This window comes from Gordonia lacunae, assembly GCF_002149015.1.
GTDB classification, from domain to species: Bacteria; Actinomycetota; Actinomycetes; order Mycobacteriales; family Mycobacteriaceae; genus Gordonia; species Gordonia lacunae.
This window is the reverse complement of the sequence record NZ_NGFO01000010.1, coordinates 53,488-65,337: the sequence shown is the minus strand read 5'-3', so window position 1 is coordinate 65,337 and position 11,850 is coordinate 53,488. Positions and strand designations below refer to the sequence as shown.

The window sequence follows — 11,850 nt, the reverse complement described above, 5'->3', positions numbered from 1 at the left end:
GAACTGCGGCGTCGGACCTCGGAGCGCGTCATGACAGATTTCTGGTCCACCAAGGAGTTGGGGACTGCCGACCAGGTCAGCTACTGGGCTGACGTCCTGTGCCAGGCCTTCACGCCGCTGACCCCGTCTCGGTCCCGTGATCACCTGGGCCGCAGTCGCGTGAGTGCGGGGCTGCCGGGCTGGGTGCGCTCGGCCCCGATGGGTACGACCAACGCAGCCGAGATCGCCTCATGTACACAACTGGTCGAACACGGCGAGCTCGAAGTGTCGCGGACCACGGAGGACGTCGTCTTCGTCAACCTGCAGATCGAAGGTCAGTGCTTCACCGAGCAAGACGGCCGCCGATGTGTCGTGTCGCGTGGCGAGTTCGCGATCGTCGACTCGACCCGTCCCTACAGCCTGGAATTCGTCGAGCCGGAGCACTCTCCGGATGACGTGGCGCGGTTGTGGCGAGTCCTGTCGTTCCGCCTGCCTCGCGAATCTGTGGCGGATCTGATGTCCGATCCGTCCCGGGCCGCCACCGCGACGACATTCGACGGTGATCGGGGGAGCGCCCAGATCGCCCGTTCGCTGATGGTGTCGACGTGGCAGTCGGCAGGAGCGGTCGGCAATCCGGTGGAACGCCAGATGCTCGGGACCGCGCACGCCGACGTCATCCGCGCTGTGCTGGCCGGGGCCCAGAACCCGCCGGGGCCGCCTTCCGCCCCGCTGAGCGACGACGCCCGCCGTGCCGCTGCGGTGCGCTACATGGACACCCACCTGCCTGTCGGGCCGGTGTCGGTGACCGGGGCAGCGCGAGCGATCGGCGTATCGGTACGCACCCTGCACGCGCTCTTCGAGCGATCCGGCACGACCTTCGGGGCGGTGGCGCGCCAACGACGTCTGCAGGCGTGCGCCCGCGATCTGCTCACCGGCGACGACTCGCGGCCGATAGCCATGCTGGCGGCACGGTGGGGATACTCCGACTCCGCCCACATGGCCCGCGCATTCCGCGCCGAGTTCGGGTGCACGCCGACCGAGTACCGCAGATCCGAGCGGTCCTTGCCACGGAGCCGCCCGGAGGTGAGTGGCGCGGAGATGCGGTGCCTCGGGTAGCCGGAGTGCCCGCCGGTACGATATGTTGATACTTACTGACGTATCAGTTCCGGGGCAGACGGGTAACGACCATGAGTGTGACCAATGACCAGCAGAGTCGTGAATTGGTCTTCGCCGCCCTTGCCGACCAGGTTCGCCGCCAGATCCTGGACACACTCGCGTCCCACGGCGAATGCAGTGCCGGGTTCATCAGTGACCAGATCTCCTCGGTCGGTCGCACCACCGTATCGACTCATCTCAAGGCACTGAAGATGTCCGGGGTCGTCGTCGAGCGGCGTGCGGGGCGGCACCGCTACTTCTCCATCGACCCGGCTGGTCCGGCCAACGACGCCCTGCAGTTCCTGCAGGGTGTGCTGGAGCGGGCGCTCGGTGCGGGAGAAGCCACCGGTGACGCCCCGGCCCCCGATATCCGTGAAGACGAGGCGAAGGCGCGGCGGCAAGCCTAGTCTGGCGCTGTTCCGGCTATCCGGGGGTGTTGTGTGCCGACTCTTTCCGTGACCGCCCAGATCCCTACCGCTGATCCGCCCGACATCGCGTTCGGTCGATTCGCGGCCGGCCAGTTACTCGATCTGGAATGCACCAGGTTGGCTGTGGGCGCGGCCGTGTCGGTATCCCTGCCGGTCGGCGGCGGTCAGGGTGTCGCGGGAATGCCGATCACCCTGCTGGGACATGTTGCCTCGGTTCGGTGGGGCAGGTCAGTGGTGATCGTGCACCATCAGCCATGGCGTGGTCGGCTGACCGTGCGGTTCTTCGCCGACGGCAGTGGCTCGCGCGTGGTCGTGGAGTCCAGTCTGGATCAGGATGGTGTGACGTGGCTGGCCCACAAGCGCGGTTTCGGTCCGCCCGAGCCGTTGCGGCCGGACCGGCACCGCATCGGATTGCTGGTCAGCAAATCCGGTTCCGCGGCGGTCTTCGCCCAGGCGACGGAGACGTTGGCCCAGTTGGCAGTGGACGAGATCAATGCCGGGGGCGGCATCGGGGGTGTTCCCGTCGAATTGCTGGTCGGTGACGATGCCTCGGAGTCGCTGGCGGGAGCAACGGCGGCCACCCGGTTGCTGCGCAGTGGTTGCCGGGTCATCTTCGCATGCGTCACGTCGGCCACCTTCAACGCTGCTGCCTCCGTGCTGCAGGGCAAGGATGCGCTGCTGGTGCACACCGTCCTGAACGAGGGTGGTAGACCCAGTCCCACGACGGTGCGACTGGGGGAGCGGCCGCTGGCCCAAGCGCGCGCTGCCGTGCCGGCGCTGATGGCGGAAACAGGTAGCCGTAGATGGTTTTTCGTGGGCCACCGCTACTCGTGGTCCTATGGTGCGCACTGGGCGGTTCGGCGCGTGGTGGCCGAGAACCACGGGTCTGTTCTGGGCGACGCCTACCTCCCGCTGGGGACTCAGGACTTCACCTCGACCATCGCGGCGATCGAGGCTTCCGGCGCGGAGCTGATCCTGTCGTCGCTGGTCGGCCGGGACGAGGTCGTCTTCGAACGGCAATGCGCCCAGCGGGGACTGCGGGCCCGGACCAGAACGCTTGCGCTCGTGCTCGATGAGGCAACGTTGCAGCTGATCGGCGATACCGCTGCCGACGGTGTCTGGGCGGCCTTCGCGTACTTTCAGGGTGCTCTCGACGTCCATCGCGATCTCGAGAGTCGCTACCGGCACGAGCTGCACGGCCTGATGCCACCGATGAGCTCGTTGTCCGAGACGACCTACGAAGCCATCAAGGCGTACGGGCAGGAGATGTCGACTGATCCCGACATGGACAGAGAACGGTTGCGGCGCAGACTGATAACCAGTACTGCAACCGCCGGCAACTCGCCGTCCCGTCCCATCATCCTGGCCGAATCGCGGCAGGGGACCCTGCGCCCCCGCCCGGCTACGAGTTAATGCGTCGCCACTCATTGACATATGTCGACCGGGGTACTACGTTCTGACTATGTGACGCGCGCCACGGTGGTGTCTGGCCCGGCCGCAGTGGCGGGTCCCCGAGACGGCGGGTGGCGTGTCGTAGTGCGCTGTCGCGCAGTCGCATTCGACCGGTCGTCGGATCTCGGGAGGTGGGTGACAGTGGCGAAACACAGTCTTAACGCGTCAATACGTCGATACCCATTGACCTATTGGCCGGCCGGTTCCTAGACTCGGGTTCGTTCATCAGCGAGAAGGCGCAACTGGCGGGGGAGTTGGTCTCGCATTCCGCTTCGAAAAGGAGAGAACATGTCGGTTCGTCGTCCCAGTGTGGATGAAATAAGTTCTGCAGCCGCACATTTCGGGCTGACGCTGAATGCAGAGGATCGCGAGGAGTTCGCCGGGCTGGTCGATGGCGCGCTGGGCTCCTACGACGTGGTCGACGAGCTGTACGCCGCCTCGGCGACCCCGGTGGCGCCGGCTCGTGAGTCCACCCCCGCCTCGGTCGACGGGTCGAATCCGTTGGGCGCGTGGTACATGCGTACCTCCATCACCGCCGACGAGCCGGGTGACACACGGCTCGCGGGTCGTCGGGTGGCGATCAAGGACAACGTCGCGGTGGCCGGTGTGCCGATGATGAACGGCTCGCGGTCGATGGAGGGATTCATTCCGGCACGGGACGCGACCGTTGTGTCGAGGCTGTTGGACGCCGGTGCCGAGATCGCCGGGAAGGCTGTCTGCGAGGACCTCTGCTTCTCGGGGTCGAGCTTCACGCCCGCCAGCGGGCCGGTGCGCAACCCGTGGGATCCGGGCCGGGAGGCCGGCGGGTCCTCGGGTGGCAGTGCGGCGTTGGTCGCCAATGGCGACGTGGATCTCGCCATCGGCGGTGACCAGGGCGGATCGATCCGGATCCCGGCATCGTTCTGCGGGGTGGTGGGGCACAAACCCACCTTCGGCCTGGTGCCCTACACGGGAGCGTTTCCGATCGAGCGAACCGTCGACCATGTCGGGCCGATCACCCGCACAGTCGCCGACGCGGCTCTGATGCTGTCGGTGATCGCCGGTGCTGACGGACTCGACCCCCGCCAACCCGAAGGGATCACTCCGAGCGACTATCTGTCGGGTCTCGCCGACGGGGTCCAGGGGTTGCGGATCGGTGTGGTGGCCGAGGGTTTCGGACACGATGCCTCTCAGCTCGAGGTCGACGCGGTGGTGCAGGACGCGGCGAGACGGTTCGCCGACGCCGGAGCGGTCGTCGAGCAGACGAGCGTCGCGTGGCATCGCGACGCGTTTCATGTCTGGAACGTGATCGCCACCGATGGTGGTGCCTACCAGATGCTCGACGGCAACGGGTACGGCCTCAATGCGGGCGGTCTCTACGACCCCGAGCAGATGGCCTTCTTCGCCCAGCATCGCATCGAGCACGCGGACGAGCTGTCCGAGACGGTCAAACTCGTTGCGTTCTGCGGGCACCACGGTGTCACCGCACTCGGGGGTGCCAGTTATGGCAAGGCCCGCAACCTCGTTCCGCTGATTCGAGCGGCCTATGACCAGGCCCTGAGTGACTACGACGTCCTGGTGATGCCGACCCTGCCGTATGTCGCCACCGAACTCCCCGAACCAGGAGTCGATCGCGCCACCTACGTGACCAAGGCGCTCGGGATGCTCGCGAACACCGCCCCGCTCGATGTGACCGGTCATCCCGCACTGTCGGTTCCGGCCGGCGAGGTCAGCGGGCTACCGGTGGGGATGATGATCATCGGCAAGCACTTCGACGATGCCACCGTGCTGCGCGTGGGGCACTCATTCGAGCAACTGGTCGGCGGGTTCCCCACGCCCCGGACGGCCTCGGTCAGCGCCTCGTCGTGAGCCGGCCAGCCAGTATGCCGACCATCACTGTCGAGCGATGTGCGAGTCCGTCGCCATCGCCGGAAACCAAGGAGGAGTTCGCATGAACGGAGTTTTCGATCTGGGCGGGACCGACGGTCTCGGTCCGGTCGTCGTGGTCGACGACGAACCGGTGTTTCGCGCCGAATGGGAGAAGCCGATGTTCACCATGTTCCCGGCGTGCTTCCGCGCCGGGTACTTCGGGGTCGATTCGTTTCGCCACGGCATGGAGAAGATGGACCCCGCGGTCTACCTGAAGGCCCCGTACTACGAGCACTGGCTGTATTCGATCGAGAACCATGCCATCGCGGCCGGGGCGATCGATCCGGCCGAACTCGATCGTCGCACCGAGTACTACCTCGCGAACCCGGATGCCCCGCTGCCCGAGCACGAGCAGTCCGAGGAGCTCATCGAGTTCGTCAACGCTGTCGTCCCTGCGGGCGCGACCGCCATCCGCGAGACCGACAAGGTTGCTCGGTTCCGGGCGGGTGATGTGGTCACGGTGACCGACGTCAGCCCGTTCGGTCACACCCGACGGGCACGATACGTGCGCGGAAAGACCGGAACCGTTGTCGCGCACCATGGTTCCTTCATCTACCCGGACACCGCAGGCAACGGGCTGGGTGAGGACCCCGAACACGTCTACACGGTGAAGTTCGCCGCCGAGGAACTGTGGGGAGCCGGTTACGCCGACCCGAACAGCTCGGTCTACTTCGACGTGTGGGACCCCTACATCGAATTCGCCCCAGAAGGATCCACCACAGAAGGAGCAGAGTGATGAGCAACGGAGTACCGAGCCAGGAAGAGATCGCCGCACGCGTCAAGGCGCTGGAGTCGATGCTCATCGAGAACGGCGTGATGACCACGTCGATGGTCGACCGAATCGTCGACATCTACGAGAACGAGGTCGGCCCACAGCTCGGCGCAAAGGTGGTGGCCAAGGCATGGTCGGACCCGGAGTACCGCGCACGCCTCCTCGACGACGCGACCGAGGCCTGTAAGGAGTTGGGTATCAGCGGCTTGCAGGGCGAGGACATGCGTGTACTCGAAGACACCGATTCCGTGCACCATGCGATTGTGTGCACCCTGTGCTCCTGCTATCCGTGGCCGGTCCTCGGCCTGCCGCCGAACTGGTACAAGGAACCGCAGTACCGGTCGCGAATCGTGCGCGAGCCGCGCAAGGTCCTGGCCGAGGACTTCGGGTACGACGTCCCCGAATCCACCGAGATCCGCATCTGGGACTCGAGTTCGGAAATGCGGTACTGGGTGCTGCCCCAGCGACCCGCCGGCACCGACGGCTGGACCGAAGACCAACTCGCCGAGCTGGTGACCCGGGACTCGATGATCGGTGTCGGACCGGTCAAAGAGGTGTCGGCGTCATGAGCGCCACCGCACCGGCGACGACCCGGGAGCGCCAGATCGTCGAGGATCTCGTCTGCGATCTACCCGGTGGCCGACCCGAGGATCTCGCTTTCGACAGCCCCTGGGAGATCAGGGCTTTCGCCCTCGCCGTGGCCGCCCACCAGAGCGGGCAGTACGAGTGGGCGCAGTTCCAGGGTGCGCTGATCGCGTCGATCCAGGAGTGGGAGAGTTCGGTCGAGGACCTGTCCGATGAATCCTGGTCCTACTACCGGCACTGGGTCACCGCACTCGAACAGGTCCTCTCCGAGGTCGGGGCGGTGCATCCGGGCGACGTTGCCGGACGCACTGCCCGGGTTCTGGCCGCGCCGCCGAATCGCAACCACCACAAAGCCATTCTCGAACCGGTCGCGATCGACCCGGCCTCCGCGCCCTGAGTCCACTGCCATCGCCCAACCCGCTCGATCGTAAGGAAGCACCGTCATGTCCACCACCGCAACCACCACCACCCGCTCTGCCGCGCCCAGCTGGGCGGTACCCCATCTCGAGACCGCCAGTGTCGCACTCACACTGAGTCTGACCATGGCGCTGGCCCTGCTCGCGTACTACTTCATCGGTTACGACCAGGGCGCGGTGTCGGTCTTCGGTGCCGACACCCATGTGCACGAGTTCGTGCACGATGCCCGCCATTTCCTCGGCTTCCCGTGCCACTGACGACACTCGGACATCAGACCATGGAGAAGAAGTTCATCGGCGCGGGTCTCGGCGCCGGCCTGATCTCGGGAATCGTGACCTACGTCTTCGCCCGGATCTTCCTTCAGCCACAGGTGAGTGCGGCGATCTCCTACGAGGAGGGCCGCTCGGCCGCGCACGAGGCACTCGAGGGTGCCGGCGGGCACTCGCACGATCACGGCGAGGTCTTCAGCCGGGCGATGCAGGCCAATCTGGGTGCCGCCGTGGGCACCGTCGCCTTCGCTCTGTGCATGGGCGCGGTGTTCGCGGTCGCCTTCACCGTTCTCTGGAGCTTCGTCGGCAAGCGTTACCCCGGCACCGACCCGCGGTGGGTGGCGGCAGCGGTCGGCGCGATCGGGTTCACCTCGGTGTTCGCGGTTCCCTTCCTCGTCTTTCCCGCCAACCCGCCCGCGGTCGGCAGCGGCGAGACCATCGGGTCGCGCACCAGCGCGTTCCTCACCATCACGGTGGTGTCGGTCCTCGCCGCCATCGCGGCGGTGGCCGTGGTCGTCGTGTGGCTGCGACCGCGGCTGGGTGGACTGACCTCGTCGCTGGTCGGTGTCCTCCTGTACCTGACGACCGTCGTGGTCGCCGCTCTCGCCCTGCCGAGCTTCGACGAGGTCCCCGGGCCGCTCATGGACGGGACCGGCATCGCCTATCCGGGCTTTCCCGCCGATGTACTGGGGGACTTCCGGATGTACACCATCGCCGATCACGCACTCTTGTGGACCACTCTGGCCGCATCGTTCGCACTGCTTGCCCACCGAGTTCTCCGCGCGCCCCGAGATCACGGCTCCGTCGACGCGGCCACCGGCGCCCGCAGAGCACCGCTTTCCTGACTCGATCACTCAGCTCGACACTGCAATCCGACCCGACTCACAGCCCAAAGGATCAGCCCCCGATGGAATCCGCGATCGACTCCCACCTCACTTGTCCGCGCAGTATCTCGCGGCGAGTACCCGACGACTACGAACCGCCCTTCCCCATGTGGGTGGGCCGCGCCGACCACCGGATACAACAGGTCACCATGGCGTACCTGGGTGTGCAGTCATCCGGTGCCGAACACCGGACCGAGGCACTCGCGGCGGTCCGGCAGATCGCGGCGAGCCTCGAGCACGCCGACGGACCCGCTCACCACGACATCACGCACCACACCGACAACCAGGGTTACGACAACTTCATGATCGTCGGCTACTGGAGCGATCCCAGTGCCTTCGGCAGGTGGATGAGCAGCCCCGACGTCGACTCCTGGTGGTCGTCCACCGACCGCGAGACCGGACCCCTCGGGTACTTCCGCGAGATCGTGTCGCCGCGAGTCGACCAGTTCGAGACCCTGTACGCCTTTCAGGAACAACTGCCCGGCGTGGGCGCTCTGATGAACGGGATCAGCGGCGACATCAACGAGCACGGTTACTGGGGGTCGATGCGCGAACGAATCCCGTTGTCGCAGAACGATTGGATGCAACCGCGACGCGACGAGTCGCTGCGCGTGGTCCACGGAGATCCCGCGCACGGCGGCCGCGTCGTCGTCGCAGGGCATGACAACATCGCCCTGATCCGTTCCGGCCAGGACTGGCGCGAGGCCGGACAGGCCGAGCGAGATCTCTACCTCGACGAGATCCAACCGACCCTGCAGGCGGGTATGGACTTCCTTCGCGACAACGGTGCCGACGTCGGCTGTTACAGCAACCGTCTCGTCCAGAACATCGATCTGGACGGCAATCCCGTCGACGAGACCTACAACATCGGGCACTGGCGGTCACTGGAGAAGCTCGAACGCTGGGCAGAATCGCACCCCACCCATCTCCGGATCTTCACCACGTTCTTCAAAGTGGCGACCGACCTGGACAAGCTGCGGCTGTACCACGAGGTGTCGGTGGCCGACGGCGCCAGCCAACTCTTCGAGTACATCAACTGCCACCCGGCGACCGGCATGATGCGCGACGCGGTCGTCGCGGCAACCGTCGACGCCTAACCCGGGCCCCTCCTCGGCGCTGCCGCCCGACGATCGCGACCGATGCAGCGCCCACACAACCCATCTGAGAAATCGTGAGGAAGACCGACATGACAGAGCAAGCAAGCCTCTATGACCGCCTGGGCGGACTCGAATCGGTGAAGTTCTTGGCCCGGACCCTGGTGGTGCGGGCGATGTTGAACCCGACGATCGGCCACATCTGGAATCACAAGACCGAGGCCGAAGTCCAGGAGGAGATCAGCGGATTCGTCGAATTCCTGGGTATGCACTGGGGTGGTCCGCACACCTACCACGGACCCGATATGGCCACCGCGCACCGGGGGATGGGCATCACCGAAGAGTATTGGGACGCTCTCTTCGACGACATCGTCACCCCCGCCTACGCCGAATTCGGTATCCCGCAACGGGAAGCAGAGGAGGTCGATGCCTTCCTGCGCTCGTTCAAGTCCGTGGTGGTCGGCAGCCCGTCGTTCAAGGACGTCCTCAGGGAACACCCTGACATGGACGTCATGCAGGGTATGAAGAGCGTCGGCGTGCACTGGCCGGCACCCGCGGCCGGCTGATACCTCGAACAGGACGAGGGAGATGGTCGTGAGTCGTCGACAGTGGCAGGCGGAAGTATCTCTGCGGTGTATCGGTGCGGGTCTCTGCGTCGCAGTGGCCCCGGCTCATTTCGAGTTCACCGAGGGTCGCGCGCAGACCACGACGGACTCCATCGACACCGCCGAAGCCGTCGATGTCGTCCGCAACGCCGCGCACGTATGCCCCGCGCAGGCCATCGCCGTGTCGGAGATCTGACGACCGACGGGGTCAGAGCATGATCTGCCGGTTGACGTCCTTGTAGAGCAGGTAGCGGAAGTTCGACGGACCCCCGGCGTAGCAGGCCTGCGGGCAGAAGGCACGCAGCGACATGTAGTCGCCTTCCTGGACCTCCACCCAGTCCTCGTTGAGTCGATAGACGGCCTTGCCTTCTAGGACGTACAGGCCGTGCTCCATCACATGGGTCTCGGCGAACGGGATCGACGCGCCCGGTTCGAACGTGACGATGTTGACGTGCATGTCATAGGCCACGTCCTGTGGGTCGAGCATTCTCGTTGTGCGCCAGGCGCCGTCGGTGTCGGGCATCGGGGTGGGCTCGATGTCGCGCTCGTTGCCGAACTTCGGGGCGGGCTCGTGGCCCGCGATCGGCTCGTAGCGCTTGCGGATCCAGTGGAAGGACGCGGGGACGTCGCCGTGGTTGTGCGCCGACCAGGGGGTGCCCGCGGGCAGGTAGCCGAAGCCGCCGTCGGTCAGCGTGTGGGCCTCACCCGCGACCGTCACGGTCAGGGTGCCGGCGGTGACGAAGAGGAAGCCCTCGACCGCCGACTGTGGTTCCGGCGCATCCGATCCGCCGCCCGGGGCGACCTCGACGATGGTCTGCGCGAAGGTCTGCGCACCCCCGGGCACCGGGCGGTTCAGCACCCAGGCGCGGGTGTCGGTCCATTCCGGGAAGACCGACGTGACGATGTCGCGGAGCACGCCCCGGGGGATCACCGTGTACGCCTCGGTGACGACCGCGCGGTCGCTCAGGAGGTCGGTCTGCGGCGGGAGTCCGCCGGCGGGGGTGTAGTACGGCGTCGCGTTCATCGGGCTGTCCTCTGTGAGTGGTGGAGTGCGAGTTCGCGCACCTTCGCGATGGGCAGGTCCGTCGCGGTCTCGACCTCGTCGACGGTGAGCGCCCCGCACACCTCGCCTCGTCGGATGAAGCCGGCGAGTGCGCGGGCCGTCGCCGGCTCGTCGAGGACCGACGACTCGATGCGATGGGCATAGTTCCGCAGACGCACTGCGGCGGAGTCGAATCCGTCACGGTAGAAGGCGTAGGTCGCCAGGAAGCGGGTGACGAGCTGGGCGGGGTGCAGATCCCACCCCTGATAGAAGCCGCGTTCGAGGTGGCGGCGGACCAGTCGCGCGTGCAACGCCCACCCGGCCTCGACGGCTTCGGGGTCCCCGACCGGGAGGATGTTCGTCGATCCGTCCGACAGCCGCACGCCCGTACCGGCCGCGGCGAGTTGCATGACGGCCTTTGCGTGGTCGGCGGCGGGATGCTCCATCGATTGATAGGCCGCGGCGATGCCGAGGGACGCCGAGTAGTCGTAGGTTCCGTAGTGCAGTGCGGTCACCCGGCCTTCGCCGGCATGGATCATCGGCGCCACGGCCGCGGTGCCGTCGGCGCTCATCACCGACTGCGGCGTTTCCACCTGTATCTCGAAACCGATGCGCCCCTGCGGAAGTCCGTGGACCCGTTCGAGTTCGCGGGCGACGCTGACCATCGCGACGACCTGGTCGGTCGAGGTGACCTTGGGCAGCGTGAGTGTCAGACCCGGCGGAAGATCGCCGGTCTCCGCCAGGCCGGCGACGAACAGGTCGAGAGTGCGCAGGCCGCGCGCACGGACGTCGGCCTCGAAGCACTTGAATCGGATGCCGAGGAACGGCGGCGAGGTGTCCCCGGCTTGACGGACCGCGGCGACGGCAGCATCGACCGCCGCGTCTTCCTCATCGTCGGGCCGGGCACCGTAGCCGTCCTCGAAGTCGATACGCAGATCCTCGATGGGCTCGGAGCGCAGCTTGCCCTCCACCAGATCCGCGAGCGCGGAAGCCGCCGAGTCGGTGTCGGCGACGGTCGCCCGCGCGATGGCGGCGAGCCCGCCGTGCGAGGCAGCCGTATCGAGTGCCGCGAGACCCCAATTCTCGGACAGATCCGCGGAGTACCGATCGGCGGGGACATAGACCGTGTGGACCGGCTGCCGGCTGCCGTCGTCGCCCGGGTACCGGTCGGCCAGCACCGCGTCCGCCGGGGCCAGAGCGGCCTCGACGTCGGCGAGGAAGGCCGCACCGAGGCGACCGGGTTGCACGCTCACGAGGCGC

Annotated in this window: 14 protein-coding genes; 12 read left to right on the top strand and 2 right to left on the bottom strand. The window is 66.8% G+C overall.

Annotated elements, in window-relative coordinates; all coding sequences use genetic code 11:
* The first annotated feature begins 30 nt into the window (after window positions 1-30).
* The 12 genes from CA982_RS10615 to CA982_RS10560 all read left to right on the top strand — a co-directional run bounded on the left by CA982_RS10615 (window position 31) and on the right by CA982_RS10560 (window position 9,744).
* A complete protein-coding gene (locus CA982_RS10615) occupies window positions 31-1,095 on the top strand; it encodes a helix-turn-helix domain-containing protein (RefSeq protein ID WP_144066017.1) in 1,065 nt (354 codons plus the stop codon).
* A 71-nt stretch (window positions 1,096-1,166) separates the two neighbouring features.
* Entirely contained in the window at window positions 1,167-1,541 is a 375-nt protein-coding gene (locus tag CA982_RS10610; RefSeq protein ID WP_086535298.1) for an ArsR/SmtB family transcription factor, read from the top strand.
* A 48-nt stretch (window positions 1,542-1,589) separates the two neighbouring features.
* Window positions 1,590-2,975, top strand: a complete 1,386-nt coding sequence (locus tag CA982_RS10605) for an ABC transporter substrate-binding protein (protein WP_244176211.1) — start codon at window positions 1,590-1,592, stop codon at window positions 2,973-2,975.
* 327 nt (window positions 2,976-3,302) lie between these two features.
* Window positions 3,303-4,862, top strand: a complete 1,560-nt coding sequence (locus tag CA982_RS10600; RefSeq protein WP_086535296.1) for an amidase — start codon at window positions 3,303-3,305, stop codon at window positions 4,860-4,862.
* A gap of 82 nt (window positions 4,863-4,944) precedes the next feature.
* Window positions 4,945-5,658: a nitrile hydratase subunit beta gene (nthB, locus tag CA982_RS10595; RefSeq protein ID WP_086535397.1), complete on the top strand. Its 714-nt coding sequence runs from the start codon at window positions 4,945-4,947 to the stop codon at window positions 5,656-5,658.
* Window positions 5,658-6,263 (top strand): nitrile hydratase subunit alpha, encoded by a 606-nt coding sequence (nthA, locus tag CA982_RS10590; protein ID WP_086535295.1) that lies wholly within the window; start codon window positions 5,658-5,660, stop codon window positions 6,261-6,263. The genes nthB and nthA overlap by 1 nt, the downstream gene beginning before the upstream one ends.
* Window positions 6,260-6,676, top strand: coding sequence for a nitrile hydratase accessory protein (locus CA982_RS10585; protein WP_086535294.1), 417 nt, complete (start codon window positions 6,260-6,262; stop codon window positions 6,674-6,676). Before nthA ends, CA982_RS10585 begins: the two co-directional genes overlap by 4 nt.
* Window positions 6,677-6,722: 46 nt before the next feature.
* Window positions 6,723-6,953 carry a CbtB domain-containing protein gene (locus CA982_RS10580; protein WP_086535293.1) on the top strand — a complete coding sequence of 77 codons (231 nt, stop codon included), beginning with the start codon at window positions 6,723-6,725 and terminating at the stop codon, window positions 6,951-6,953.
* Window positions 6,954-6,973: 20 nt separating this feature from the next.
* Window positions 6,974-7,810 (top strand): CbtA family protein, encoded by an 837-nt coding sequence (locus CA982_RS10575; RefSeq protein WP_086535396.1) that lies wholly within the window; start codon window positions 6,974-6,976, stop codon window positions 7,808-7,810.
* A gap of 62 nt (window positions 7,811-7,872) precedes the next feature.
* Window positions 7,873-8,946, top strand: coding sequence for an aliphatic aldoxime dehydratase (gene oxdA, locus CA982_RS10570; RefSeq protein WP_086535292.1), 1,074 nt, complete (start codon window positions 7,873-7,875; stop codon window positions 8,944-8,946).
* An 89-nt stretch (window positions 8,947-9,035) separates the two neighbouring features.
* Entirely contained in the window at window positions 9,036-9,509 is a 474-nt protein-coding gene (locus tag CA982_RS10565; protein WP_086535395.1) for a group I truncated hemoglobin, read from the top strand.
* Window positions 9,510-9,537: 28 nt separating this feature from the next.
* On the top strand, window positions 9,538-9,744 hold the full coding sequence (locus CA982_RS10560) for a ferredoxin (protein ID WP_158097806.1): 207 nt from the start codon (window positions 9,538-9,540) through the stop codon (window positions 9,742-9,744).
* A 12-nt stretch (window positions 9,745-9,756) separates the two neighbouring features.
* Here CA982_RS10560 and CA982_RS10555 read toward each other — a convergent pair whose 3' ends face one another.
* A complete protein-coding gene (locus CA982_RS10555) occupies window positions 9,757-10,572 on the bottom strand; it encodes a bifunctional allantoicase/(S)-ureidoglycine aminohydrolase (RefSeq protein WP_086535290.1) in 816 nt (271 codons plus the stop codon).
* Window positions 10,569-11,843, bottom strand: a complete 1,275-nt coding sequence (locus tag CA982_RS10550; protein WP_086535289.1) for a DUF6986 family protein — start codon at window positions 11,841-11,843, stop codon at window positions 10,569-10,571. The genes CA982_RS10555 and CA982_RS10550 overlap by 4 nt, the downstream gene beginning before the upstream one ends.
* Window positions 11,844-11,850 lie beyond the last annotated feature (7 nt).